Consider the following 26,259-nt stretch of genomic DNA (forward strand, 5'->3'; position numbering starts at 1 on the left):
TGGGCTCACGAGAGGGCGACGTCAGCTCACGCTCCACAGCCGCACCGTCTTGTCGTCGCTGCCGGTGGCCAGGATGCTCTTGCCCGGGCTGGACGCCACCGCTTTGGCGCGAGCGCCGGAACGGCACAGGCGCCGGAGCCGCCAGGGCACCGGAACGGCCGAGGCGCCAAAGCGGCCCAGGCGCCGCTCACCGGTGAGGTCGTCACCCGAGCGCCCGCGTGCGCCGGGGTACGCCCTTTGCCGGCCGTCGTGGGCCGAAGTGCGGTCACCGCGCCAGGCATTCCCCGTAGGAGGTTTGAGTACGCGCACTCATGTCCGCGCCCGTGAGTGCTCCATAGCCTCCGTGTCATGGGCGTACACAGCACCGGCGGGGAAGCGGCGCCCGGCCTGCCGCGGGTGGGACCACCGGGGTCGCATCGGCGCTGCCGGAGCGGGGCGTGGGCCCCGAGCAGCCGCGGCGTACCGTCGCCGCGCACAGCGGACTCGCGCTCGCCGAGCGGATGTTCGGGCGGGCCAGGGGGTCGTGTCCCGGCGCGTCGCGGCCGAGGACGAGTACGCCTCGACCCTCGCCACCCGGGCCGCCCACACGGCGCTCGGCCTGGCGGGGCTCGACCCGCTGGAGATCTCGGGGAGGAACCGTGACCACGATCGCCGTCACCGGAGCGAGCGGCTTCTGCGGCAGTCACGTCGCGAGGGCCGCGGCCGCACAGGGCGCCGAGGTGGTGTGCGTGGGCCGGCGCCCCGGACCCGTCGGCCGTCACATCCACTGGGACGCGGCGCTGGGCCGGCCACCGGACCTGGGCGGGGCGGACACGGTGGTGCACTGCGCCGCCGCCGTGGGCGACCCGGTGCCGGGCTCACCCCGCGAGGCGGCGATGCGCGCCGTCAACGTGGCGGGCACGGAGACCCTGCTGCGCGCCGCGGCGGGGCGGCCCCTGGTGTGGGTGAGCAGCGCCGGCGTCTACGCCCCGGGACCGGAGCGGGCGCGGCTGCGGGAAGAGCACCCGGTGGGCGCCCAGCTGAACGCCTACGGGCGTACGAAGGCGGAAGGCGAGGCGCTGGCGCTGTCCGCCGGCGCGGTGGTGCTGCGGCCCCGGGCCGTGTACGGCGTGGGGGACCCGCATCTGGTGCCGCGGCTCCTGGGGCGGGTGCGGCGCGGCATGTTGCTGCTGCCGGGCCGTGACGTGCGGCTGAGTCTGACGGCTGTGGAGAACCTGGCCGACGCCTGCCTGGCCGCCGCCGGCTGGCCACCGGGCGCCTACAACATCGCGGACCCGGTCCCCTACAGCAGGGACGAGGCGGTCCGCACGGTCCTGGCCGCCCACGGGGTGCACGCCCGTGTGGGGCACCTTCCTGCGGCGTTCGCACGCGCGGCGGCGACGGCCGTCGAGCGGCTGGCGCGGCGGCGTCCGTTCGCCGAGCCGCCGCTGACCCGCTACGCGGTCGAACAGCTGGCGCGCGGCGTCGTCCTGGACGTCACCAAGGCCCGCCGCCAGGGCTGGGAGGCCCAGCGCACCCTGACCGACTACGCCCTGGCTCTCGGCCAGTACCGTCCCCGGGCCGGTTAGCGGGCGCGCCCTTGTCCGGGGCGGTGGACCGTCCGCCGCGTTCGACGTGGTCGACCAGCAGCCGGGCGTCTTCCTCGGACAGGTCGATGCCGAAGGGGTCGGCGAACAGCTTGGGCAGCTCGGACGGTTCGACGGTGCGTTCCTCTTCGGGGGCCAGTCCTGTGGCGGCGGTGGTCGTCCAGGTGAGGCCGTCGAGCTGGTCGGTGCGGTCGGGGCGGACCCGCTGGAGGAAGGGGCGGCGGTTGAAGGGGGAGTGGGAGCTGGTGGCGATGAAGTGGTTGCCGAGCACGTAGTCGGCCGGGTACTGCGGGTCCTCGGTGAAGGTGTGCCGCGCCATCCAGCCGCCGTCGGCGTCCTGCTGGTGCAGCATCCATCCCTCGGCCCCCGGAGTGACCTCGGTATGCCGCAGCCAGAACCTGCGCCCCTCGATGGTCGGCTCACTGCCGTCCACCAGTTCGATGATGTCCAGCGGGCTGGTGCCGAAGCCGATGTCGCTCAGCCAGCGGCGTCCCTCCACGGTGACCAGCACCATCGCGTGCGTCGCGGGCCGGATCCTGTCCGCGCCCATGCGGGGACGGCCCGAGGCGGCGGTGAAGGTGAACCCGAGCCGCTCCAGCGCCGCCGCGTAGAGCACGACGTGCTCGAAGCAGTAGCCGCCCTGGCCGCGGCGCACCAGCTTGTCCTGGACCTGGGCCAGGTCCAGCGGGACGGACCCGTGCACGAGGCAGTCCAGATTGCCCCAGCGCACCGTCAGTACGTGGGCCCGGTGCAGCGCGCGCAACGTCTCCAGGGCGGGGGTGCGCTGCCCCTCGTACCCCAGCCGCGCCAGGTAGGCGTCGAGGTCCAGCTGATCGCCGTGCCACATCGGGCGGGCTCCTCAGGGTCGTGGTGGCCGTGGGGACCTTCCGTCCCTCCCACTCGAACTCGAACAAGCGGGCGACTATTCCGGCGTGCGGAGGTCCGCGCACCGGAACAGCCGCCCGACAGCCCTGCCCGGCTACGCGACTACAGCCCCGTCGCCCGCCTCAGATCGTCCTTGAAACGGGCCAGCACCGCCGCGCCACGCTCACGCGCGGGTCCCAGACCGGCGGCCTCGCCCACCGGAACGACGACCTCCAGATAGCACTTGAGCTTCGGCTCGGTGCCGCTCGGGCGCACCACCACGCGGCCCCCGCCGACCCCCTCGGACCCGGCCAGCGCATAGCGCAGCCCGTCCGTCGGGGGCAGTGACCCGGTGCCCTGGGTGAGGTCGTCCGTACGGGCGACCGCCAGCCCGCCCAGCGCCGTCGGCGGCTCGGCCCGCAGCCGCTCCATCGCCGCGCCGATCAGCGACAGGTCGGACACCCGCACGGAGAGCTGGTCGGTGGCGTGGACGCCGTACTCGACGTCGAGGTCGTCCAGCAGGTCGCCCAGGGTGCGCCCCGCCTGCCTCAGCTCGGCGGCCAGCTCGGCGACCAGCAGCGCCGCCGTGATCCCGTCCTTGTCGCGGACGCCCTCCGGGTCGACGCAGTAGCCCAGTGCCTCCTCGTAGCCGTAGCGCAGCCCCTCGACGCGGGCCAGCCACTTGAACCCGGTCAGCGTCTCCGCGTACGGCAGCCCGGCGGACCCGGCGATGCGCTCCAGCAGGGAGGAGGAGACGATCGTCGTCGCGAAGGTGCCCTTGGCGTGCTTGTGGATCAGATGGGTGGCCAGCAGCGCGCCCACCTGGTCGCCGCGCAGCATCCGCCAGCCGTCCTCGGCCGCCGCGTCCGGTACGGCGACGCCGCAGCGGTCGGCGTCCGGGTCGTTGGCGATGATCACGTCGGGGCGCTCGCCGTGCTCGGCCTCCCAGGCACGCGCGGTCGCGTACGCGCGCGCCATCGCGCCCGGTTCCTCCGGGTTGGGAAACGCCACCGTGGAGAAGTCCGGGTCGGGCTCGGCCTGCTCGGCGACAGGCACCGGCGAGGGGAAACCCGCCCGCTCGAACGCCAGCCGCGCCGTCTCGTGGCCCACGCCGTGCATCGCCGTGTGCACCACCCGCACCTCGCGCGGCGACCCCTCGGTCAAAACGGCACCCGAACGCGCCAGGTAGGCGTCGAGCACCTCGGCGCCCAGCACCTGCCAGCCGGACTCCGCCCGTGGCACACCGGCCAGCGGGCCGACCGCGGCGATCTCGTCCGCGATCTGCCCGTCGGCGGGCGGCACGATCTGCAAGCCGTCGCCCAGGTAGACCTTGTAGCCGTTGTCGCGGGGCGGATTGTGGCTGGCCGTGACCATGATCCCGGCGGCCGCGCCCAGGTGCCGCACCGCGAAGGCGAGCACCGGAGTGGGCAGCGGCGACGGCAGCACCGCCGCGCGCAGCCCCGCGCCGACCATCACAGCAGCCGTGTCGCGGGCGAAGTCGGCACTCTTGTACCGCGCGTCGTAGCCGACCACGACCAGCGGCGCCTCGCCCCGGGCCGTCCCGCCGGCCCGGTGCGCCCGCAGATGGGCGGCGATTCCGGCCGCCGCCCGGATGACGACGGAGCGGTTCATCCGCATCGGGCCCGCGCCCAGCTCACCGCGCAGGCCCGCCGTGCCGAACTGGAGAGTGCCGGAGAACCGGTCCCGCAGCTCCTCCACCGCCCGGGTGTCGACGAGCCCGGCCAGCTCCTGGCGGGTCTGCGGGTCGGGGTCCTCGGCCAGCCACTCACGGGCCCGGGCGAGCAGCGCCTCGTCGGAGTCCCGGGCCTCCCGGGCCCGTGTCCCGGCCCCGGACGCCTCGTCGGCCTCCCGTACCCCCGTGGCCTCGTCGGCCCGTGCGTCGTCCCGCCGGGCGTCGCTCATCGTGTCTGTCCTGCCTTTCGCGGTGGAGAGCTCTCGCGAGGGAGCCCCCGTGGCGGGGCCCCCATGGTGGGGCCCCATGGTGGGGAGCCCTCGCGGTGGAGAGCTGGAGAGGGGCTGCGGGCGTGGCCTCAGAGCCGTTGGAGCACCTGGGCCAGCAGCGTGCCCATACGGGAGGCCGAGTCGCGGCCCGCCTGCAAGACCTCCTCGTGGTTGAGGGGCTCGCCGGTCATGCCCGCCGCGAGGTTGGTGACGAGGGAGACACCGAGCACCTCGGCGCCCGCCTCCCGCGCCGCGATGGCCTCCAGGACGGTGGACATGCCCACCAGGTCACCGCCGATGGTGCGGACGAAACCGATCTCCGCCGGCGTCTCGTAGTGCGGCCCGGGGAACTGGACGTAGACGCCCTCTTCCAGCGTCGGGTCGATCTCCTGGCACAGCGCGCGCAGCCGCGGCGAGTACAGGTCGGTGAGGTCGACGAAGTTGGCGCCGACTATGGGGGAGGAGGCGGTCAGGTTGATGTGGTCACTGATGAGCACCGGCTGTCCGGGGCGCATCCCCTCGCGCAGGCCGCCGCACCCGTTGGTCAGGACGATGGTCTTGCAGCCCGCCGCCACGGCCGTGCGCACCCCGTGCGCGACGGCCGCGACACCGCGGCCCTCGTACGCGTGCGTACGGCCGAGGAAGACGAGCGCGCGCTTGCCGCCCACCGTGTGGGAGCGGATCTTGCCCGCGTGCCCCGCGGCGGTCGGCGGCGGGAAGCCGGGCAGCTCAGTGACGGCCAGTTCGTGGTCGGGGACCCCGAGCGCGTCGGCCGCGGGCACCCAGCCCGAGCCCATGACGAGGGCCACGTCGTGGCTCTCCTCGCCGGTCAGGGCCCGCAGCTTGGCAGCGGCCTCGCCGGCGGTGCGGTAGGGGTCGTCGGGGATGTGCGTAGTGGCTGAAGCGTTCACGCGACGAGGGTAGCCCCTTCTCGCCTACGCGCGTAGACGTGGGACGCAACTCCGGACGAACACACGGACGAGCCCGCGCCGAGCCGCCTCCGCTGTGTACGTTCCGTGCCCCGAGCGCCCAGCCCCCCACGCGCCCCGCCCCTAGCAGGGGCGTTTACGCAGCTCCATCACATAGTCGTGCGGCGCGCCCGCGGACTCCGCCGCGTCCGCGATGTCGCCCAGATAGCGGGCCGAGGGCAGACCCCCCTCGTACCCGTTGAGCACGTAGCACCACGCGGGCTCCTCGCCGTCCAGCGTGTGCACCCGCACCCGCATCCGCCGGTATATGTCGAGCCCGACGCCCTCCCAGCGGTCCATCGAGTCCTCGTCCATCGGAGCGATGTCGTACAGCGCGACGAACAACTGCGACCGCGGCGCCTCCACGAGGGTGGCCAGCGCCCCCTCCCACCCCATGTGCTCCCCGCCGAAGGTCAGCCGCCAGTCGGTCATCCATCCGGTGCTGCGGAGGGGGGAGTGGGGGGCGCGGCGGGACATCAGGCGGGCGTCGAGGTTGCCGGCGTAGGCGGCGTAGAGCGACATCCCACGAGGGTAACGGGCCCCTCCGCCGAGGGCCCGTCCCTTCGGGGCGGGCCCTGTGCTCTTGGATCCTCTTCAGGATCGCGGCGGAGCGCGGCGCGATGCTCGGCGTGCCGCCGGGGGGCCGGCGGCTCGGGCCGCCGCCCCCGGGGCCGCGGTGGGCCGAGTGTGGGAACGCGACCCCACCTCGGCCCACTGCCGCCAGTCGCTTACTGGCTTACGCCGCCTCAGCGGCCGCTACTGCGCCTGCGTGGCTGCTGCTGCGAAGAGGTATGCGTGTGCGAGGTATGTGTCTGCGCGGCGGCGGACCGGTGTGACGAGGCCGAGTTGCCAGGGCCGCCACTACCGGAGAGCGAGTTGTTGGCGGCCGTGGCGAACGAGTTCCTCTGGAGGTTCCCCGGCGCGCTGGCCTGCCTGCTGGGCAGGGGGTCTCCCGGCCGTCGGTCGAACCGGCTGGCCGCGTAGCTGGGCACTGCCGCCCCTGCCTGCCCATAGGCAGGCGGATTTTCGAGTGAGTCAAGCGACTCCTGCTGGGGGTTCACGTCCCCGGTCTGGCTGAACCCGCTGTAGTCGTGGCTCGGGCCGTTGCCGGAGTCGCCGGCGAGCCGGAAGCGGTCGTCGTTGCCCGACGGGCCGCCGCCCTTTTGGTCTGACATTGCCGTCTCCTCGTTTTGTGCCGCGCGGGTCCTTGTGCGCGGGTCGGTCTTTTCACCACGGATCGGTGATCGCGGCGGTTCAGTGGGGCCCGCCCCAGCCATGGGCAGCACCCTTGGTCCCTGTCCTCCTGCGGGGCGGGCCCCCGATCGCCCCCCTTTCCAGTGGGGCCACCCACCCCCGAGGGTGCCGATCTCTCTCTGGGGGGCTCCTCCCCCCAGACCCCCGGCCCCTCGCCGGGGAGGCTTTGGGGCGGCGCTGCCCCCCAAAGGCCCCCCGCTACGGGGGCTCCGCCCCCCTAGAAACCCCCGCCAAGGGGCTCCGCCCCCTGGACCCCCACACCAGAGAGAACCGCAGTACGCATGCGCTGGGCCATCTCTCACACAAGAGGGAGCCGGCTCTCCCCCAGGGGGCTCCTAGGGGGGGCGGAGCCCCCCGTAGCGGGGGGCAGTTGGGGGGCAGCGCCGCCCCAACGCCCGGCCGGCGAGGCCAAGGGGGTCTGGGGGCGGAGCCCCCACCACGGCCGAGGGCACCTCAGAGAAAGAAGGGGAAGACCATGGGGGCCAGGGGCGCAGCCCCGAGGCGAGGGGGCACATGGGGGCTGGAGCCCCCAGCGACGCGGGCTCGGGGTGGGTGCGGGACAATGGGGGGGTGACTCGGATCGTGATCATTGGCGGCGGCCCCGGCGGATACGAAGCGGCCCTGGTAGCCGCCCAACTCGGCGCGGAGGTGACCGTCGTCGACTGCGACGGCCTCGGCGGCGCCTCGGTCCTCACCGACTGCGTGCCGTCGAAGACGCTGATCGCCACGGCCGAGGTGATGACGAATTTCGACTCCTCCTACGAGGAGCTCGGTATCCGGGTGGAGGACAAGACCCACGACCCGGACGACCCGGCGAGGGTCGTGGGCGTCGATCTGGGCAAGGTGAACCGCCGTGTGAAGCGGCTGGCCCTCGCCCAGTCGCACGACATCACCGCTTCGGTCACCCGTGCGGGGGGCCGCGTCATGCGGGGCCGGGGCAGGCTGGAGCCGGGGCAGGCGGTGGACGGTTCCCGTACGGTCACGGTCACGGTGGCGGACGGCAGCCAGGAGGAGCTGACGGCTGACGCGGTGCTGGTCGCCACGGGTGGTCACCCTCGTGAGATCCCGGATGCCCGTCCGGACGGCGAGCGCATTCTGAACTGGACGCAGCTCTACGACCTGGAGGAGCAGCCGGAGGAGCTGATCGTGATCGGCTCGGGTGTCACCGGTGCCGAGTTCGCGGGTGCCTACCAGGCGCTGGGCTCCCAGGTCACGCTCGTCTCCTCCCGTGACCGGGTGCTGCCGGGCGAGGACCCGGACGCCGCCGCGGTTTTGGAGGACGTCTTCCGCCGCCGGGGCATGAACGTGATGAGCCGTTCCCGTGCGGCGTCCGCGAAGCGGACGGACGACGACCGGGTGGAGGTCACGCTGCAGGACGGCCGCACGATCTCGGGGACGCACTGTCTGGTGGCGGTGGGCGCGATCCCGAACACCGCGGACATGGGTCTGGAGGAGGCGGGGGTGCGGCTCAGGGAGTCGGGCCACATCTGGACGGACAAGGTGTCGCGCACCTCGGCCCCGGGCGTCTACGCCGCGGGCGACTGCACCGGCGTCCTGGCGCTGGCCTCGGTGGCGGCGATGCAGGGCCGGATCGCGATGTACCACTTCCTCGGTGACACGGTGAACCCGCTGGATCTCAAGACGGTCGCCGCGAACATCTTCACTGATCCGGAGATCGCGACGGTCGGCTACTCGCAGGCGGACGTGGACAAGGGCGCCATCGAGGCGCGTGTCGTCAAGCTGCCGCTGCTGCGCAATCCGCGCGCCAAGATGCAGGGCATCAGGGACGGCTTCGTGAAGCTGTTCTGCCGTCCGGGGACGGGGATCATCGTCGGCGGTGTGGTCGTGGCGCCCCGGGCGAGTGAGCTGATTCATCCGATCGCGATCGCGGTTGACAACAATCTGACCGTGGAACAGATCGCGAACACGTTCACGGTGTACCCGTCGCTGACCGGGTCGATCGCCGAGGTGGCGCGGCAGTTGCACACGCGCAAGCTGGCCGAACTGCACTGAGGGGCCGGGGGGCTGTCCGAAAGGGCCTCTATACCACGTTGGGTGCCCTCCTACGAACAACTTCTGTTAATCGGCGCATACCGCTGAAAGTAGACGGTCGTTGGCGTTACTGTCAGTTTCGTGTTCGCTGCGGAACGTCGTCAATTGATCCTTGAAATGGTGCGCGCCAACGGGGCGGTCTCGCTCCGGGAGCTCGCCCGCGTCGTCCAGACCTCCGAAGTGACCGTGCGCAGGGACGTACGGGCGCTGGAGGCAGAAGGACTGCTCGACCGCCGGCACGGCGGTGCCGTGCTACCGGGCGGTTTCACCCGTGAGTCCGGCTTCCCCCAGAAATCCCATCTGGCCACCGCCGAGAAGACGGCCATCGCCGACCTCGCCGCCGGCCTGGTCTCGGAGGGCGAGGCCGTCGTCGTCGGGGCCGGTACGACGACACAGGAGCTCGCGCGGCGGCTCGCGCGGGTGCCCGGGCTGACCGTGGTCACCAACTCGCTGCTGGTGGCGCAGGCGCTGGCCCATGCCAACCGGGTGGAGGTGGTGATGACCGGCGGCACCCTGCGCGGGAGCAACTACGCGCTCGTCGGCAGCGGCGCCGAACAGTCCCTGCACGGGCTGCGCGTCTCCCGGGCCTTCCTGTCGGGGAGCGGGCTGACCGCCGAGCGGGGTCTGTCCACGTCCAACATGCTCTCCGCGAGCGTGGACCGGGCGCTGGTGCAGGCGGCCGGGGAGGTCGTCGTGCTGGCCGACCACACCAAGCTGGGGACCGACACCATGTTCCAGACGGTGCCCACCGATGTGATCACCCGACTGGTGACGGACGAGCCTCCGCCGCACGACGACCGTGCCGAGACGGAGTTGCAGGCGCTCGCCGACCGCGGGGTACAGGTCGCCGTCGCGGGCTCCGCCTCCGCCGGGCGCGGCCGCCAGGACGTGCCGATGCCCACCCCGCGGCGGGCCGCCGCGCAGGGCGGGAGCCAGCCGCCCACCCATCTGCGGCCCACGACAGCACCGGGGCCCCGGGTGGCCGATCTGGCACCGCGCCGCCGCTAGCCCGAGGCGGGTCGCCGCCGGCCGGGAACGCGCCGTCGGCGGTGTCCGAGCCCCTGTGCGGGGCCTGACACCGCCGACGGGCAGCGGGGAGAACCGGGCGGCAGCCCTGTAGCGGGGCCGCCGGGGGTTCAGTCCTTGATCTCGCAGATGACGGCGCCGGAGGAGACCGAGGCGCCGATCTCCGCCTTGAGGTCCTTCACGGTGCCGGCACGGTGGGCGTTCAGCGGCTGCTCCATCTTCATCGCCTCCAGGACGATGACCAGTTCCCCCTCCTCGACGACCTGCCCCTCCTCCACGGCGACCTTCACGATGGTGCCCTGCATGGGGGAGGCGAGCGCGTCGCCGGAGGCCGCGGAGCCGGACTTCTTGGCGGCCTTCCTGCGGGGTTTGCGTGCGCCGCCCTCGACGGCGGCACGCGCCAGCGGCATGCCCAGCGACGAGGGGAGGGAGACCTCCAGGCGCTTGCCGCCGACCTCGACGACGACCGTCTCGCGGGTCGCTTCCTCGGAGTCCTCGTCCTCGCCCGCCGACGGTGCGAACGGCTTGATCTCGTTGACGAACTCCGTCTCGATCCACCGGGTGTGGACGTCGAAGGGCTCGCCGGCGCGGCCGGTCACCTCGGGGGCGAACGCGGCGTCGCGTACCACGGTGCGGTGGAAGGTCAGTGCGGTGGCCATCCCCGTCACCTCGAACTCGTCCAGTGCCCGCGCGGCGCGCTCCAGGGCCTGGCCGCGGCTCGCGCCGGTGACGATCAGCTTGGCCAGCAGCGAGTCCCACGCGGGGCCGATGACCGACCCCGACTCCACCCCCGCGTCCAGTCGCACACCGGGGCCCGAGGGCGGCGCGAACGTGGTGACCGTGCCCGGTGCCGGGAGGAAGTTGCGGCCCGGGTCCTCGCCGTTGATGCGGAACTCGAAGGAGTGACCGCGCAGCGGCGGGTCCTCGTAGCCCAGTTCCTCGCCGTCGGCGATGCGGAACATCTCGCGGACCAGGTCGAGGCCCGTGACCTCTTCGGTGACCGGGTGCTCGACCTGGAGACGGGTGTTGACCTCCAGGAAGGAGATGGTGCCGTCCTGCCCGACGAGGAACTCGCAGGTGCCGGCGCCCTCGTAGCCGGCCTCACTCAGGATCGCCTTGGAGGCCCGGTACAGCTCGGCGTTCTGCTCGTCGCTCAGGTAGGGGGCCGGGGCCTCCTCGACCAGCTTCTGGTGGCGGCGCTGGAGGGAGCAGTCGCGGGTGGAGACGACCACGACGTTGCCGTGCTTGTCGGCCAGGCACTGGGTCTCCACGTGCCGGGGGCGGTCGAGGTAGCGCTCGACGAAGCACTCGCCGCGGCCGAACGCGGCCACCGCCTCGCGCACGGCCGAGTCGTACAGCTCGGGTACTTCCTCCAGCGTGCGGGCGACCTTGAGGCCGCGGCCGCCGCCGCCGAAGGCCGCCTTGATGGCGATGGGCAGGCCGTGTTCCTCGGCGAAGGCGACGACCTCGTCCGCGCCGGAGACCGGGTCCTTGGTGCCGGCGACCAGCGGGGCTCCGGCGCGCTGCGCGATGTGCCGCGCCGCGACCTTGTCGCCCAGGTCGCGGATGGCGTGCGGGGGCGGGCCGATCCAGTTGAGCCCCGCGTCCAGTACCGCCTGCGCGAACTCGGCGTTCTCGGACAGGAATCCGTAACCGGGGTGGACGGCGTCAGCGCCCGAGTCGGCGGCGGCCTTGAGGACCTTGGTCATGTCCAGATAGCTGGCTGCGGGGGTGTCACCGCCCAACGCGTACGCCTCGTCGGCCACCCGGACGTGGAGTGCGTCCCGGTCCGGCTCGGCATAGACGGCGACACTCGCGATTCCCGCATCCCGGCACGCGCGGGCGACGCGGACGGCGATTTCGCCGCGGTTGGCGATGAGCACCTTGCGCACGATGGCTCCCTCCTTGAAACAAGCTGAGTTTAGGTACTGGCGACACCTGACGCCGAGCCGCCCAGGGGGGTGAGCTTGCCCACACGGAGTGTCATGCGCGTCTCGCGCGGAACCGGATCCCCCCTCGTCATCCCACGGTACGCCGCTTTCGGACACTGGTTGCCCGACTCAGGGGTGTGGGCTAACTCTCTGTCCCGGTGACTCGGTCGAACCGGGGGTCTTTGTGGATTCCCTACGAGAGGAGGAGGGAAATTTTGCTGTGCGCCGTTTCCCTTGCCCCGGCATGTACCCGCCAGTAGCGTTCGCCCTGGCGAGTACACGTACCCGGAGTAACCCGGGCGCGTCGAGCGGGCGGGCCGCAACAGGCGTTCTGCCGAGGGAAGATGCAAGCCGAAGAAGGGGTGGGCGCGGTGCCAGTGCGCAGACGAGCGGTGGCCGCGGTGACGGCGTTGGTGCTGACGCTGGAGGCCGTCGTACTCGTAGGACTCAATCTCTTCCTCGGCAAGGTCGCCGACGTCCAGCAGATGTCGCTGGCGGGCATCGAGCCGCGCGCCATGACGATCTCCGCGGTGATCGGCGCCGTGCTGGTCGGCGGCTACGTGCTCACCTGCGCGCTGATCCTCGCCCGCACGGCGATCCGCGACCTGCCGCCGCGCGGGTTCTGGCGCATCGTGCTGATCAGCTGCGCCGTCGTCCACGGTGTCCTGGGAGCCTTCTGCGTCGGCCTGGTGGGGTGGACGGCCTTCGTGGTGCTGATGGCCGTCCTCGGCCTCATTGTGTGGTCGCTGACCTGGTACGGAGCCGGTGACGACGAGCCCGTCGAGCGGGCGCAGGCAAGCCCAGAAGCGGCCGCCCCCGCGCAGGGCGAGGTCAGCGCGCCACCCACAGGTCGGTGACGGCGACCCCCAGATCGGCCAGCAGCCTGCGCAACGTCGGCAGCGAGAGCCCCAGCACGTTGCCGTGGTCGCCCTCGATGCCCTCGACGAACGGGCCCGAACGGCCGTCCAGCGTGAAAGCCCCCGCCACGCGCAGCGGTTCGCCGCTGGCGACATAGGCGGCGATCTCCTCATCGGACGGGTCACCGAAGTGCACCGTCGTCGAAGCGGTCACCGAACAGCGGGCCTCCGCCGTCCGGGTGTCGATCAGGCAGTGCCCGGTGTGCAGCACACCCGAGCGGCCCCGCATGTCCTTCCAGCGGGCCGCCGCCTCCTTCGCGTCCCCCGGCTTGCCCAGCGCCCGCCCGTCCAGTTCCAGCACCGAGTCGCAGCCCACGACCAGCGCACCCGCCGCCTCGGCGCGAGCCGCCACCGCCGCCGCCTTCGCCTCCGCCAGCACCCGGGCCAGCTCCGAGGGGGTCGACGCGTCGACCGCGTCCTCGTCCACGCCGCTGACGACGACCTCCGGCGCCATCCCGGCCTGCCGCAGCAGCGCGAGACGGGCGGGGGAAGCGGAGGCGAGGACGAGACGCGGTGAGTTCATGCGAGCCATCGTAAGGATCCGCCGGACGTGCCGCGCACCCCGCGCACGCGCCCGGCGGACCCGGGCGGCTCACGAGTACGCCACCGACAGCAGCAGCAGCATCACGACCGCCACCACCACCAGCAGCACCCAGCCGAGACGGTGCACCTTCTCCTGGGCCCTGCGCAGTTCCGGCGGCGGCTCGTCGCGGGGGTCCGACCACAGCATGCGCCCCATGGTGAAACCGCGCGGGCGCCCCCGCCTGAGTACGCGTACTCAGATGCGGACGCCCCGCGGACACCGGGCACCCCGGCGGGCACGGGACCGGCCTTCACCCCGGCCAGAACGTACGGTGCCAGGCGCCGGGGCCGGGCCGCGGCAGCCCGCGCGGCACCGTACGGGCCGGCGAAGACCACGCACCCGGCGTCCGGCGGCCCGGCTCGCCCGGCGCCACGGCCGACGCGCGGGCCCGCACCACCGCCAGCGCGGCGGCCAGCTCCTCAGGCGTCGGATTGCCCCGCACGACCCGGATGGGCGGCTCGGGGGGCTGGGGGGACGTCTCAGGGGAATCCGTCATCGCGGCCTCCTCACAGCGGGATGTTGCCGTGCTTCTTCGGCGGAAGCTGCTCGCGCTTGGTGCGCAGCGTGCGCAGACCGCGGGTGATGTGACGGCGGGTCTCGGCGGGACGGATCACCGCGTCCACATAGCCGCGCTCGGCCGCCACGTACGGATTGAGCAGCGCGTCCTCGTACTCCTGCGTGAGCTGGGCGCGCAGCTCCTCGGTCTCCTGCGGGGTGCCGGCGGCGGCCAGCTTCTTGCGGTGCAGGATGTTGACCGCGCCCTGCGCGCCCATGACGGCGATCTGCGCCGTCGGCCAGGCGAAGTTGAGGTCCGCGCCCAGGTGCTTGGAGCCCATCACGTCGTACGCGCCGCCGAACGCCTTCCGCGTGATCACCGTGACCAGCGGCACCGTCGCCTCCGCGTACGCGTAGATCAGCTTGGCGCCGCGCCGGATGATCCCGTCGTACTCCTGGTCGGTCCCCGGCAGGAAGCCCGGGACGTCCACGAACGTGAGGACCGGCACGTTGAACGCGTCGCAGGTGCGCACGAACCGCGCCGCCTTCTCGCTCGCGTCGATGTTCAGACACCCCGCGAACTGCAACGGCTGGTTGGCCACCACCCCGACCGGCTGGCCCTCGATCCTGCCGAAACCGGTGACGATGTTCGGCGCGAACAGCGCCTGCGTCTCCAGGAACTCCCCGTCATCCAGCACGTGCTCGATGACGCCGTGCATGTCGTACGGCTGGTTCGCCGAGTCCGGGATGAGCGTGTCCAGCTCACGGTCCTCGTCCGAGGTCTCCAGATCCGCCTCCTCGGGGAAGACCGGCGGCTCCGAGAGGTTGTTGGACGGAAGGTAGGAGAGCAGCGCCTTCACGTACTCGATCGCGTCCTTCTCGTCACCCGCCAGGTGATGTGCCACCCCGGACGTGGCGTTGTGCGTACGGGCACCGCCCAGCTCCTCGAACCCGACGTCCTCACCCGTGACCGTCTTGATCACGTCGGGCCCGGTGATGAACATGTGCGAGGTCTGGTCCACCATCACCGTGAAGTCCGTGATGGCGGGCGAATAGACGGCACCGCCCGCGCACGGGCCGAGGATGAGGGAGATCTGCGGAATCACGCCGGAGGCGTGCGTGTTGCGGCGGAAGATCTCCGCGAACAGGCCGAGTGCCGCCACGCCCTCCTGGATACGGGCGCCGCCGCCGTCGTTGATGCCGATGATCGGACAGCCCGTCTTCAGCGCGAAGTCCATCACCTTGACGATCTTCTCGCCGTAGACCTCGCCCAGGGCGCCGCCGAAGATCGTGAAATCCTGCGAGAAGACGCAGACGGGGCGGCCGTCGATGGTGCCGTAGCCCGTGACGACACCGTCGCCGTAGGGACGGTTCGCCTCCAGACCGAAGTTCGTCGAACGGTGGCGGGCGAACTCGTCCAGCTCCGTGAACGAGCCCTCGTCCAGCAGGAGTTCCACGCGCTCGCGCGCGGTCAATTTGCCCTTCGCGTGCTGCTTGTCCACCGCGCGCTCCGAGCCCGCGTGCACGGCTTCCTTCGTGCGGTGCTCGAAATCCGCGAGTTTGCCCGCGGTGGTGTGGATGTCGATGTCGTCGATGTCTGGGCTGGGCGAGGACATCTCGGAGGGCTCCTAACCGTCACGGGGTGGCTACCGATCCGTAGGCTATCTGCGGTGTGGGCGTTACGGAGTGCGTCATTGGCCACACCGCCAGCACCCTTTTCGCTGTCGCCGCGCCCTTTCTCCCCGTCTCCGAGCACCTCTCACCTCAGAGGTAACTCCTTCCTGCCCAGGGCGGCTCCTAGGGGGGCGGAGCCCCAAACAGAGAGCACACCTCGGGGCTGGGCGGCCCCACAGAAAGACGGAGGCCATGGGGGCCCGCCCTACAAGGAAGGGGCGAGGGGCGAAGCCCCGGCAAAACGGGTCAGGGGCCGGTTTCATGGGCAGAGGTGACAGCCGAGGGCGGCACATAGTGTGGCGGTATGACGCCCAACCGCTGGTCGGACCTGTCCCGCCCCCCGCTCAACCAGACGGCCCTCCGCCGCGCCCTCCTCCACGAGGGGACCCCTCTCCACGAGGGGGACGTGCTCTGGACGCACCTGGAGGTGCTCGAGTCCGTCAACTCGACCCACACGGAGCTGGTCTCCCGCACCCGCGCGGGCGAAGCCCGCCCCGGCACCGTCCTCGTCGCGGAGGAGCAGACCGCGGGCCGGGGCCGCCTGGACCGCGCGTGGAGCGCCCCGGCCAGATCGGGGCTCTTCTTCTCCGTGCTGCTGCGCCCGGCCGCGGCAGCCGAGCGCTGGGGCTGGATCCCGCTTCTGGCGGGGGTCGCCGCGGCGGGCGCGCTCGCCCGTACCGCGGGCGTCGACACGGGGCTGAAGTGGCCGAACGACATCCTGGCCACGGGGGCGGACGAGGAGCGGAAGATCGGCGGGATCCTCGCGGAGCGCGTGGACGACGAGCACGTCGTGCTCGGCATGGGGGTGAACGTCACGCTGCGCGAGGAGGAGCTGCCGGTTCCCACGGCGGGCTCGCTCGCCCTGGCGGGCGCCCAGGGCACGGACCGCGACCCGATTCTGCGTGCCGTGCTGCGCGCGTTCGAGGACTGGTACGGGCGCTGGACGGCGGCGGACGGCGATCCCACGGCCTGCGGCGTCCTGGAGGCGTACGCGGCGGGCTGCGTGACGCTGGGCCGCTCGGTACGGGCGATGCTGCCGGGCGGGGAGGAGCTGCTGGGGGAGGCCGTGGCCGTGGACGGGGACGGCAGGCTGGTCATCGCCTCGGAACAGGGTGTGCAGCGTCCGGTAGCGGCCGGTGACATCGTCCATCTGCGTCCGGCGACCGGTAAGTGAGGTAGCGCACAACTGCCGTATGGTGGGCAATCGGCGGTGACATCGGGTGCCATCGGGCGCCGGGGTCCGGCTCACGGACGGTGCCGGTGTGCCGCCGCGAGCAGGAGCGGCAAGAGGAACGGAAGGGCTGTGCGCAGGGACGACGCGAGGGCGCGACGCCACGCCGCGGAGGGTGCGGGGAGCCCCCGGTGACCGCGGACGATCCGGGTGTGCCCCAGCAGGGGCAGGCGGCCGGCTCCCGGGAGAACGACCCGGCGAGCGGCGGGGAGGCCGACCCCGAGCGCGCCGACTCCGAGCGCCCCGGCCCCGAGCGCACCGGCCCGGCACGCGCCGGCTCGCAGGACCCGGTCGAGGCCAACGCGTTCGCCGAGGACCTGGGCGAGGCGGAGGTCGTCGAGGACGACACCGATCCCAGCGCGCTGCGGATCGAGGAGCTGATCCTCGGCTCCGCGCGTCAGTACACCCCCTTCCAGGCGGCCCGTGCGGCGGGCGTCTCGATGGAGTTGGCGTCCCGCTTCTGGCGGGCGATGGGCTTCGCCGACGTCGGGCAGGCGCGCGCGCTGACCGAGGCGGACGTGCTGGCGCTGCGGCGGCTGTCCGGGCTGGTCGAGGCGGGGCTGCTGAGCGAGCCGATGGCGGTGCAGGTGGCCCGCTCCACGGGGCAGACCACGGCACGGCTCGCGGACTGGCAGATCGACTCGTTCCTGATGGGGCTGACGGAGCCGCCCGAGCCGGGGATGACGCGCAACGAGGTCACGTTCCCGCTGGTGCAGTTGTTGCTGCCGGAGCTGGAGGAGTTCCTGGTCTACGTGTGGCGCCGCCAGCTCGCCGCGGCGACCGGGCGGGTCGTGCAGGTCAAGGACGACGACGAGATGGTCAACCGCCGCCAGGCCATCGGCTTCGCCGACCTGGTCGGCTTCACCCGGCTGACCCGGCGCCTGGAGGACGAGGAACTGGGCGAGCTGGTCGAGGCGTTCGAGACGACCGCTGCCGACCTGGTGGCCGCGCACGGCGGGCGGCTCATCAAGGCGCTGGGGGACGAGATCCTCTACGTCGCGGAGGACGCGGGCACGGCCGCCGAGATCGGGGTGCGGCTGATCGAGACGATGGCGAACGACGAGACCATGCCGGAGCTGCGCGTCGGCATCGCCTTCGGCACGATGACGACCCGGATGGGCGACGTCTTCGGCAACACGGTCAACCTCGCCAGCCGGCTGACGTCGATAGCGCCCAAGGACACCGTGCTGGTCGACGGCGCCTTCCGTGCCGAACTGACGGCCTCGGGGGCCGCTCCCGAGTCGGAGAAGGAGAGCGAGGACCTTTCGGGGTTCCGGTTCGCGCTCCAGCCGCTCTACCAGCGCCCCGTGCGGGGCCTCGGCGTGGTGGAACCCTGGCTGCTGAGGCGGCGTACCCCGCCGGGTCCCTGACGGCGTGCTCCGCGGGGTGTCCCTGTGCGCGGGGGGTGGGGCCGGGGTACGGGGTTGTCCCCCGGGAGAAAGCGGCGCGAGCGCTATCGTGACGGCCATGGATCGTGGCGAGCAGGTGTTCGGGGAGTGGGTACGGGTCCGCAAGGACGGGCACGTCGCCGAGTTGGTGATGGACCGGAAGGCGGCCATGAACGCCGTCTCGACGGCGTTCGCGGGCGCGCTCGCCGACGCGTGCGCCGCCCTCGCCGAGGACGGTGACGTGCGGGCGACGGTGCTGACCTCCACGCACGAGCGCGCGTTCTGCGTCGGCGCCGACCTCAAGGAGCGCAACGCGCTGAGCGACGCGGAACTGGGCGCCCAGCGTCCGTACACCAGCGCGGCCTACCGGGGCGTGCTGGAGCTGCCGATGCCGACCATCGCCGCCGTGCACGGCTACGCGCTGGGCGGCGGGTACGAGCTGGCGCTCTCCTGCGACCTGATCGTCGCCGACCCCTCGGCCGTGGTCGGGCTGCCCGAGGTGTCCGTCGGCGTGGTGCCGGGCGGCGGCGGCACCCAGTTGCTGCCGCGCCGGGTGGGTGCGGCGCGCGCCGCCGAGCTGATCTTCTCCGCGCGCCGGGTGGCGGCCGACGAGGCGCACACGCTCGGTCTCGTCGACCAGCTCGCACAGGCGGGCGAGGACCGCGCGGAGGCGCTGGCCCTCGCCGGGCGGATCGCGGCGCACTCGCCCGTGGGGCTGCGGGCCGCCAAGCGTGCGCTGCGCACCGGGTGGGGCATGGACCTGCGGGCCGGTCTCGAGGTGGAGGAGGCCGCCTGGCGAACCGTCGCCTTCTCCGGGGACCGCGCCGAGGGGGTCGCGGCCTTCAACGAGAAGCGGAAGCCCGACTGGCCGGGGGCCTGAGCCGCCCCTTCTCCCTTCCTCCGGGTCTCCGGGTCTCCGGTCTCCCGGGCTCCGGGCCGCGAGATGTGCCAAGAGGGCCCCGCCGCGCACGTGTCGTACGTAGAGTGAGGCTCTCCGTAGGGGGTCGCGCGGCAGAACGCCACGAAGCCTCCTAATCTTGGCCGTATGGGCCGAATACGTCAGAACGGGGACGCGGACGCGCGCCTGAGCGCCGTCGTGGGGCTGTCGCAGGCCATGGCGGCGGCGCAGACCTCCGCCCCCGCGCCGGCCCCGACCTCCCCCGGTGCGGCACACGACCCAGAGGCCGTCGCCGCCCTCTCGCACCGGGACATCGCCCACGCGGCCGCGCGGGGCGCGTGCGAGGCCATGGGCGGCACGTTCGCGGCGATCTCCGTCTGGGAGCGGGCGCGCGGGCGGCTGCGCGTTCTGGTCAACGTGGGGGACCGGGCGCCGGGGGAGGCCGAGTTCCCCGACGACGAGTCCTACCCCGCGCACGACTTCCCGCAGATCGCCGAGTCGCTGCACGAACGCTGGGCGGGCGGCGCCCGTGCCCCGGCCTGGGTGGAGGACGAGGAGGGACCGCTCCGGGACGGCGACCAGGAGGCGCCCGGCTACCGGCGGGTGGCGGTGTGGCGCCGCCGGGGCCGGGGCTCGGGCGTGATCGCCCCGATCGTGCTGCACGGGCGCGCCTGGGGTGAGCTGTACGTCGCCAGGGCCGCCGACGCGCCCGCCTTCACCAGGAACGACGCCGACTTCGCCGCTGTACTGGCCGCGCTCATCGCCTCCGGCATCGCGCAGAACGAACGGCTGGAGGAGGTCCGCCGCCTGGCCTACACCGATCCGCTGACCGGCCTGGCCAACCGCCGCGCCGTCGAGTCGCGGCTGGACGAGGCGGTCGAGCTGCACCGGGATCTCGGCACGGTCGTCAGCCTCGCGGTCTGCGACATCAACGGGCTCAAGGCCGTCAACGACCAGCACGGCCACGAGGCGGGCGACCGGCTGCTGGAACGGTTCGCCGGGGTACTGGCCGACTGCGCGGCGACGCTGCCAGGCGCCCTGGCGGGGCGGCTCGGCGGCGACGAGTTCTGCCTGCTGACCGTCGGGCCGACCGCCGACGAGGTGGTGCGTGCCGCCGACGACCTCTGCCACGGCGCGGCGGCCCTGGAGCTGGGGGAGGGCGTGGCCTGCGGCGTCGCCTCCACCGGCGACCCGGTCGGTGACGTGCGCACGGCCCACCGGATCTTCCGGCTCGCGGACGCGGCCCAGTACCGGGCCAAGGCGCTGCGCTCGGGCAAGCCGGTGGTGGCGGGCCGCGAGGGCGGACCCGACGACCCCACACTGCGGCTGGCCGCCGACCCCGCACCGCCGCCACCCACCCCGGAACGCCGCCGCTTCCGCCGGGGGTGAGCTCCGGCGGCTCTCCAGGGCCTGTCGGCTCTCCAGGGCCCGCCGGTTCGAGGACCTGCCGACTCCGGGGCCTGGCGGTTGGAGGGCCTGCCGACTCCGGGGCCTGGCGGCTCCAGGGTCCCGGTCGGTGGAGGGGCCCCGAGCGCGCGGCGCGAGTCCTAGGTCGTGTCTTCAAAGTCCCGCCTGCCTGGCGGCGCCTGGCACGCACGCTCGCGGCGTTGTCGTCGGTCGCCGCTTCCCCCAGGGCTCGGCTTCGCTCGCCCCGGGAGGTGCCCCCACGCAGGGACTCCCTCCTCCGCCTTGCGAGCGCACGCACCAGACACCGCCAGGCCCGCCCTCCGGGCGGACGCCGCTACTTTGAAGACACTCCCTAGCGGTCTGTCGGCGGCAGCGTGTCGCGCAGCGCCTGGGCGAAGGCGGCCGGGTGTTCGACGCAGCCCACGTGCCCGCCCGGGAACTGCCGGCACACGGCGCCCACCGCCTCGGCCAGAGCGGTGGCCATCGTGTGCTGGAGCTGGCCGCGCGAGGCCCGGCCGACGGCGACGACCAGCCGGTCCGCCACACCCTTCAGCTCCGTCAGGTCAGGGGCGTGGTGGCTGAAGGGCCGCAGCACGTTCCGGAGGAAGTGCGCGCTGCTCGCCTCGATCGCGGCCCGCAACCCGTCGGGCACGGGCGCGGGCTCGCCCACGGCCGGGTCCTCGACGGGTTCCGGTGCGCCGAGGACGGCACCCATGCGGGCGTAGGCGGCGCCGACCCCCTCGCGCACGGCGGTCTCCTGGATTCCGGTGAAGGCGGCCAGGACGGGATGCGGGTCCGGCAGCACGCGGATCAGCGGCGGCTCGTGGGCGATGACGAGCCGCAGGCGCTCCGGGTGCCGCGTCAGCAGTTCGACGGCTGCCACAGCGCCCGAACTGGTGCCGAGGACGGTGGCGGGCTCGTCGGGGGAGAGCAGGTCGAGCAGGCGCCGCGCGTCGGCCGCGTGCACCTCGACCGCCTGTTCCTGGTCCGGGGAGTCCAGTGGGCTGCCGCTGATGCCGCGCGGCGCGTAGCTCGCGACGGTGAAGCGGTCGGCGAGCAGCGGCGCGACGCCGTGGAAGACGTCCGCGTTCCCGGCGCCGCCCGGTATGAGCAGCAGGAGCGGCCCGGTGCCGCGCACTTCGTAGCGCAGGGTGGCGCCCGGGACGGGCAGGACGCCGACGCGCGGTGCGGTGGCGTCGGCGGGCAGGTCACTCATGGGCCGTGATCTCCTTCTCCGTGAGGTGCTGGTGCAGGTGCTGCTCGGTGCCGGTGCCGGTGCCGGTGTCCGTGCCCGGGACTTCCTCGCGCGGGCCGGCGCGGACAGCGCCAGGTCGTCCAGGCCCGCCTCGCCGGCCGGTGCGGCAGCCGCCCCGGCGATGCGCTCCACTCGGCCCGCCCGCACCGTGCGTCCCCCGTCTCTCCTCGCCGGCCCGCCGCGGCTCGTGCCGCCGCGAGCCTAGAGCCAGGGGCTCTGGGAGAGCACCTGATTTCCCCGGGACGGTCGGAGGCGGGCGACCGTGACAGATGGCAATTCACTCATTAGTGTTTCTGAATATGAATATGCACACTGTGGTCGTGGGGAGCTCGGGGACCACCCCCAAGGAGGTCATCGCCGTCGCCCGGGACGGCGCCCGGATCGAGCTGCACCCTGAGGCGGTCGAGGCGCTGCGCACCGCCCGCGGCTTCATCGACGACCTGGCCGCCAAGCCCGACCCCGTCTACGGCGTCTCCACCGGCTTCGGCGCCCTGGCCGTCCGCCACATCGGCCCCGAGCTGCGCGCCCAGTTGCAGCGCAACATCGTCCGCTCGCACGCGGCGGGCATGGGCCCACGGGTCGAGCGCGAGGTCGTCCGCGCGCTGATGTTCCTGCGGCTGAAGACGCTCGCCTCGGGCCGCACCGGCGTGCGGCCCGAGGTCGCCCAGGCGATGGCCGACGTCCTCAACACCGGCATCACCCCCGTCGTGCACGAGTACGGCTCCCTCGGCTGCTCCGGAGACCTCGCGCCGCTCTCGCACTGCGCGCTCACCCTCATGGGTGAAGGCGAGGCGGAGGACCGCGACGGCGTGGTCCGCCCGGCGGGCGAACTGCTCGCCGAGGCGGGCATCGCCCCCGTCGAGCTCCGCGAGAAGGAGGGGCTGGCCCTTCTCAACGGCACCGACGGCATGCTCGGCATGCTGCTGATGGCCTGCGCCGACCTCGCCCGCCTGTTCACCAGCGCCGACATCGCCGCGGCGCTCTCCCTGGAGGCGCTGCTGGGCACCGACCGGGTGCTGGCGCCCGAGCTGCACGCCATCCGCCCGCACCCGGGGCAGGCGGCCAGCGCCGCGAACATGCTCAAGGTGCTGGCGGGCTCCGGACTGACCGGGCACCATCAAGACGACGCCCCCCGCGTGCAGGACGCCTACTCGGTGCGGTGCGCCCCGCAGGTCGCGGGCGCCGGCCGGGACACGCTGACGCACGCCCGCACGGTGGCCGAGCGGGAGCTGGCGGCCGCTGTCGACAACCCGGTCGTGCTGCCTGACGGGCGGGTGGAGTCGAACGGGAACTTCCACGGGGCGCCCGTCGCCTACGTCCTCGACTTCCTGGCCGTGGCCGCGGCCGACCTCGCCTCCGTCGCCGAGCGCCGCACCGACCGGCTGCTCGACAAGAACCGCTCGCACGGCCTGCCGCCGTTCCTCGCGCACGACGCCGGGGTGGACTCCGGGCTGATGATCGCCCAGTACACGCAGGCGGCCCTGGTGAGCGAGCTGAAGCGGCTGGCCGTACCGGCCTCGGTGGACTCGATCCCCTCCTCCGCGATGCAGGAGGACCACGTCTCCATGGGCTGGTCCGCGGCGCGGAAGCTGCGGACGGCGGTGGACGGGCTCTCCCGGGTGATCGGCGTCGAGCTGTACGCGGCCGCGCGGGCTGTCGAGCTGCGCTCCCGCACGGCGGGCGCGGCGCCCGGTGAGGCGGCGCGCGCTGTGGTCGCCGCGCTGCGCGAGGCGGGGGCCGAGGGCCCGGGGGAGGACCGGTTCCTGGCGCCCGACCTGGGGGCCGCCGAGGCGTTCGTGCGGTCCGGCGCCCTGGTGGCCGCGGCCGAGTCCGTCACGGGACCGCTGGCCTGACTCCGGCGCCGACCGGGCCTGCCTAGCCGGTCCGGTCGGCGTCCCCGTCGTGTCCCAACCGCGTCACAGTGTCGCTGTGACGGGTGGGATGGTCAGGTTTTTCGGGGGTAGCGTTGGCTGTGGGGACGAACCAGAGGGCGAACAGCACTCCGCCGGCCGCCGCGGCGGTCGCCAGAGAGCGGCGGTGGACTGACAGCTTCGAGGGTCCGGCCTCGGACACGAAAAGGCCCTCCAGGGTGCGTCGGTACGGCGTACGGCTCGGGGGATCAGCGATGAACTGACCGTACGCGGGCTGATGTTACTGAGTGGTGGAGGCGAGGGGGAAGGCATGCTTCCGCTCTTCCTGGGAACCCGTACGTTCCGGTCTTCATCGAACGGGAACCGGACAGAACCAGAACGGCTCCGCACGCATCAAACAGGACAAGAGACGAGACGGCTCGCGAACGGGTCGGATACGTGTCCTAGACCACAGTTTTACCGAAAGTGGAACCGGTCATAGTCCCCCGTGCGTTCTTATGCAAGGAGCTGGAGCGCACATGTCCGATATCGGGCGCTGTGGGGGCTGAGCAGCTTTACCGGGGAGACATGGGGTTCCGAAGGCAGATGGAGAAGCCAGTGATGACGGGTGGGAAGCACCGCAGGGGTCTCGCGGCCACGGCTGTGCTGCTCGGTGGGGTGCTCGCGCTGAGCGGATGCGGTGGCGACGACGGGGGCGACACGGAGAAATCCGCGGCGAAGAACGACATATCCGCCGAGAAGGACGCCTCGCAGGCCCGAATAAAGATCGCCTCCAAGGACGGCGCCACCAACGCGAGCATCAACAGCGGCGGCAACGTCTCGGTCAAGAGCGGCAAGCTCACCAAGGTGAGCATGAAGGCCGCCCAGAGCGGCACCGAGGTCGAAGGCTCCCTCTCCGCCGACGGTACGTCCTGGAAGCCCGGGAAGCAGCTGGAGCGGGCCACCAAGTACGAGGTCACCGCGACGGCGAAGGACAGCGAGGGCCGCAAGGCCGTGGAGAACTCCGCGTTCACCACCGTCTCGCCCGAGAACAGCTTCATCGGCACCTACGCGGGTGAGGACGGCGCCACCGTCGGTGTCGGCATGCCGGTCTCCATCACCTTCGACAAGCAGATCCAGAACAAGAAGGCCGTCGAGTCCGCGATCAAGGTCAACTCGACCAGCGGCCAGGAGGTCGTCGGCCACTGGTTCGGCAACGGCCGGCTCGACTTCCGCCCCGAGGAGTACTGGAAGCCCAACTCCAAGGTCACCCTCGACCTCGGCCTCGACGGCGTGAACGCGGGCAACGGCAACGTCGGCGTCCAGGACAAGAAGGTCACCTTCAACATCGGCCGCGAGCAGGTCAGCACGGTCGACGTGAAGAACTACCAGATGAAGGTCGTCAGGGACGGCAAGACGATCAAGAGCATCCCGATCTCCGCGGGCAGCGCCGGCAACCCGACCTACAACGGCAAGATGGTGATCTCCGAGAAGCACAAGGAGACCCGCATGGACGGGGACACCGTCGGGTTCGGCCGCAAGGGGGCCGAGGGCTACGACATCCCCGACGTGCCGCACGCGATGCGCCTGTCCACCTCCGGCACCTTCATCCACGGCAACTACTGGGGCGCTCCCTTCGGCTCCGGCAACACCAGCCACGGCTGCGTCGGCCTGAAGGACTCCCAGGGGGCGAACAAGTCCGGCACCGACGGCGCCTGGTTCTACGAGAACTCGATGATCGGCGACATCGTCGAGGTCAAGGGCTCGCCCGACAAGACCGTCCAGCCCGACAACGGCCTCAACGGCTGGAACATGGACTGGGCGGAGTGGAAGGCCGGCTCCGCACTGTGACGCTGCCGGCCGGCGGTGCGGACCGCGCCGGCTGAGCTTCGGCACCCACGAGGGTGGCCCCCGGCAGGGGGCCACCCTCGTCGCCGTATGGAGACCCCTGTCTCCGGCGCCCACGGGCAGCAGAGGCGGGCGGACCCGGAAGGTCAGGAGAGCGAAGAGGCGCAGGAGGCCGAGGGAGGCGTCGTCACGCCAGGCCCAGTACCTTCGGGTCCGTCGCCAGCTCGCGCAGCGCCGCGCCGGGGTCGGTCACCAGGCGGCGGGCCCGCAGGTCCATCACCCCGCTGACGCCGGTCAGCTCCGCGGCGAGTGTGCCGCCGGCCGTGCGGATGAGCTGGCGCACGCGGAAGGTCTTGCCCTCGCCCCACTCGAAGGCACAGCTGACGGTCACCTCGTCACCCGCGTGCAACTCCCGCAGATACCGCACCGTCTGCTCCAGCACGACGGGCCCGACACCCCGGGCCGCCATGGCGGCCTGTTCGATACCGGCCGCTCTCAGCGCCGACCAGCGCGCGTGCTCGCTGTACTGGAGGTACACGGCTTGGTTCACATGTCCCTGGGTGTCGGTCTCGTAGCCCCGTACCGTCACCGGGACGGCGAACGGATCGGCTACGGGCTGTTCTTGTGACACGGTCTCCTCCGTCTCGCGGGCGGATACGTCGCCACCGCCCCGCCCGTCGGATGCGCGCCCGCGGCGGGCGGCGCGGCGACACCGGTCACGCTATCCGGCGGCCCGGCGGGGCGGCTCGGGGATTCCGGTCCCGGCAGGCCGCGGCGTGGCCGTCGGCGCCGCGCCGGGCGACGTCGGTGGCCGTCCCCGTCAGGTGCACGCGGGCGCCGTCAGGCCCGGTGCCGTCGATCTCCCAGTCGACGACCAGCAGCGCCGCCCCGTCGGCGACGTAGGTGTGCCGGGGGCGCACGCCGAGGGGCAGCCCGAGTGCGAGGAAGTCCGCGTTCGCGCGGGCCACGGCCTGCGGCGTGTCGGCCACGGCGCCGGCGGGAAGGCTCCACCGTCTACTTCAAGGTGTGCGACCAGAACGGCCGGCACGACAAGCTGACCTACTGCGGCG

At 72.7% G+C, this 26,259-nt stretch carries 23 protein-coding genes; 10 read left to right on the top strand and 13 right to left on the bottom strand.

Annotated features, from left to right (window positions below):
- Positions 1-638 precede the first annotated feature (638 nt).
- Entirely contained in the window at positions 639-1,568 is a 930-nt protein-coding gene (locus tag DQ392_RS11890) for an NAD-dependent epimerase/dehydratase family protein (RefSeq protein ID WP_114015514.1), read from the top strand.
- Here the strand turns inward: DQ392_RS11890 and DQ392_RS11895 are convergent.
- From DQ392_RS11895 to DQ392_RS34065, 5 genes are all read right to left on the bottom strand, one after another.
- Positions 1,477-2,433 carry an arylamine N-acetyltransferase family protein gene (locus tag DQ392_RS11895; protein WP_114015515.1) on the bottom strand — a complete coding sequence of 319 codons (957 nt, stop codon included), beginning with the start codon at positions 2,431-2,433 and terminating at the stop codon, positions 1,477-1,479. The genes DQ392_RS11890 and DQ392_RS11895 overlap by 92 nt on opposite strands.
- A 140-nt stretch (positions 2,434-2,573) precedes the next feature.
- Positions 2,574-4,373, bottom strand: a complete 1,800-nt coding sequence (locus DQ392_RS11900) for a phospho-sugar mutase (protein WP_114015516.1) — start codon at positions 4,371-4,373, stop codon at positions 2,574-2,576.
- Positions 4,374-4,501: 128 nt separating this feature from the next.
- Entirely contained in the window at positions 4,502-5,323 is an 822-nt protein-coding gene (locus DQ392_RS11905) for a purine-nucleoside phosphorylase (RefSeq protein WP_114015517.1), read from the bottom strand.
- A gap of 141 nt (positions 5,324-5,464) precedes the next feature.
- Positions 5,465-5,902 (bottom strand): gamma-glutamylcyclotransferase family protein, encoded by a 438-nt coding sequence (locus DQ392_RS11910; protein WP_114015518.1) that lies wholly within the window; start codon positions 5,900-5,902, stop codon positions 5,465-5,467.
- A gap of 224 nt (positions 5,903-6,126) precedes the next feature.
- Entirely contained in the window at positions 6,127-6,555 is a 429-nt protein-coding gene (locus tag DQ392_RS34065) for a hypothetical protein (protein ID WP_147266522.1), read from the bottom strand.
- A gap of 592 nt (positions 6,556-7,147) precedes the next feature.
- On the opposite strand from DQ392_RS34065, the gene DQ392_RS11915 reads away from it, so the two are divergent.
- Together DQ392_RS11915 and DQ392_RS11920 are read left to right on the top strand one after the other, a co-directional pair.
- Positions 7,148-8,647 carry an NAD(P)H-quinone dehydrogenase gene (locus DQ392_RS11915; protein ID WP_114015519.1) on the top strand — a complete coding sequence of 500 codons (1,500 nt, stop codon included), beginning with the start codon at positions 7,148-7,150 and terminating at the stop codon, positions 8,645-8,647.
- Between the two features lie 120 nt (positions 8,648-8,767).
- Positions 8,768-9,694: a DeoR/GlpR family DNA-binding transcription regulator gene (locus tag DQ392_RS11920; RefSeq protein ID WP_114015520.1), complete on the top strand. Its 927-nt coding sequence runs from the start codon at positions 8,768-8,770 to the stop codon at positions 9,692-9,694.
- A 128-nt stretch (positions 9,695-9,822) separates the two neighbouring features.
- Here the strand turns inward: DQ392_RS11920 and DQ392_RS11925 are convergent, their stop codons facing one another.
- Positions 9,823-11,604 (bottom strand): ATP-binding protein, encoded by a 1,782-nt coding sequence (locus DQ392_RS11925; protein ID WP_114015521.1) that lies wholly within the window; start codon positions 11,602-11,604, stop codon positions 9,823-9,825.
- 410 nt (positions 11,605-12,014) lie between these two features.
- Here DQ392_RS11925 and DQ392_RS11930 point away from each other — a divergent pair, with 410 nt between their 5' ends.
- The gene (locus tag DQ392_RS11930) at positions 12,015-12,500 is read left to right on the top strand and encodes a hypothetical protein (protein WP_245981372.1); all 486 of its coding nucleotides are present in this window, start codon (positions 12,015-12,017) and stop codon (positions 12,498-12,500) included.
- On the opposite strand, the gene DQ392_RS11935 is transcribed toward DQ392_RS11930, so the two are convergent.
- The 4 genes from DQ392_RS11935 to DQ392_RS11945 form a co-directional block, all read right to left on the bottom strand.
- Positions 12,475-13,092: a Maf family protein gene (locus DQ392_RS11935; protein WP_114015522.1), complete on the bottom strand. Its 618-nt coding sequence runs from the start codon at positions 13,090-13,092 to the stop codon at positions 12,475-12,477. The genes DQ392_RS11930 and DQ392_RS11935 overlap by 26 nt on opposite strands.
- 60 nt (positions 13,093-13,152) lie before the next feature.
- Entirely contained in the window at positions 13,153-13,290 is a 138-nt protein-coding gene (gene mmpB, locus DQ392_RS34435) for a morphogenic membrane protein MmpB (RefSeq protein WP_181856385.1), read from the bottom strand.
- A gap of 103 nt (positions 13,291-13,393) precedes the next feature.
- Positions 13,394-13,639: an acyl-CoA carboxylase subunit epsilon gene (locus DQ392_RS11940; RefSeq protein WP_114015523.1), complete on the bottom strand. Its 246-nt coding sequence runs from the start codon at positions 13,637-13,639 to the stop codon at positions 13,394-13,396.
- Between the two features lie 10 nt (positions 13,640-13,649).
- Positions 13,650-15,254: an acyl-CoA carboxylase subunit beta gene (locus DQ392_RS11945; protein WP_114015524.1), complete on the bottom strand. Its 1,605-nt coding sequence runs from the start codon at positions 15,252-15,254 to the stop codon at positions 13,650-13,652.
- A gap of 362 nt (positions 15,255-15,616) precedes the next feature.
- Between DQ392_RS11945 and DQ392_RS11950 the strand changes: the two genes are divergently transcribed.
- The 4 genes from DQ392_RS11950 (at position 15,617) to DQ392_RS11965 (ending at position 20,218) form a co-directional block, all read left to right on the top strand.
- Positions 15,617-16,486: a biotin--[acetyl-CoA-carboxylase] ligase gene (locus DQ392_RS11950; RefSeq protein WP_114015525.1), complete on the top strand. Its 870-nt coding sequence runs from the start codon at positions 15,617-15,619 to the stop codon at positions 16,484-16,486.
- Between the two features lie 188 nt (positions 16,487-16,674).
- Positions 16,675-17,913, top strand: coding sequence for an adenylate/guanylate cyclase domain-containing protein (locus tag DQ392_RS11955; protein ID WP_245981373.1), 1,239 nt, complete (start codon positions 16,675-16,677; stop codon positions 17,911-17,913).
- A 97-nt stretch (positions 17,914-18,010) separates the two neighbouring features.
- On the top strand, positions 18,011-18,811 hold the full coding sequence (locus DQ392_RS11960; RefSeq protein WP_114015526.1) for an enoyl-CoA hydratase/isomerase family protein: 801 nt from the start codon (positions 18,011-18,013) through the stop codon (positions 18,809-18,811).
- Positions 18,812-18,976: 165 nt separating this feature from the next.
- Entirely contained in the window at positions 18,977-20,218 is a 1,242-nt protein-coding gene (locus DQ392_RS11965) for a GGDEF domain-containing protein (RefSeq protein WP_114015527.1), read from the top strand.
- A 370-nt stretch (positions 20,219-20,588) separates the two neighbouring features.
- Here the strand turns inward: DQ392_RS11965 and DQ392_RS11970 are convergent, their stop codons facing one another.
- Complete coding sequence (locus tag DQ392_RS11970) at positions 20,589-21,452, bottom strand: alpha/beta fold hydrolase (RefSeq protein ID WP_114015528.1); 864 nt, start codon at positions 21,450-21,452, stop codon at positions 20,589-20,591.
- 344 nt (positions 21,453-21,796) lie between these two features.
- Between DQ392_RS11970 and hutH the strand changes: the two genes are divergently transcribed.
- Together hutH and DQ392_RS11990 are read left to right on the top strand one after the other, a co-directional pair.
- Positions 21,797-23,344, top strand: coding sequence for a histidine ammonia-lyase (hutH, locus tag DQ392_RS11980; protein WP_181856394.1), 1,548 nt, complete (start codon positions 21,797-21,799; stop codon positions 23,342-23,344).
- A 603-nt stretch (positions 23,345-23,947) separates the two neighbouring features.
- On the top strand, positions 23,948-25,192 hold the full coding sequence (locus DQ392_RS11990; protein ID WP_181856386.1) for a L,D-transpeptidase: 1,245 nt from the start codon (positions 23,948-23,950) through the stop codon (positions 25,190-25,192).
- A gap of 184 nt (positions 25,193-25,376) precedes the next feature.
- On the opposite strand, the gene DQ392_RS11995 is transcribed toward DQ392_RS11990, so the two are convergent.
- Together DQ392_RS11995 and DQ392_RS12000 are read right to left on the bottom strand one after the other, a co-directional pair.
- Entirely contained in the window at positions 25,377-25,820 is a 444-nt protein-coding gene (locus DQ392_RS11995; RefSeq protein WP_114015533.1) for an acyl-CoA thioesterase, read from the bottom strand.
- Positions 25,821-25,905: 85 nt separating this feature from the next.
- Positions 25,906-26,178, bottom strand: coding sequence for a Cif family virulence factor (locus tag DQ392_RS12000; RefSeq protein WP_220182621.1), 273 nt, complete (start codon positions 26,176-26,178; stop codon positions 25,906-25,908).
- Between the last annotated feature and the right edge of the window lie 81 nt (positions 26,179-26,259).

It is taken from the genome of Streptomyces reniochalinae (assembly GCF_003323735.1).
Lineage (GTDB): Bacteria > Actinomycetota > Actinomycetes > Streptomycetales > Streptomycetaceae > Streptomyces > Streptomyces reniochalinae.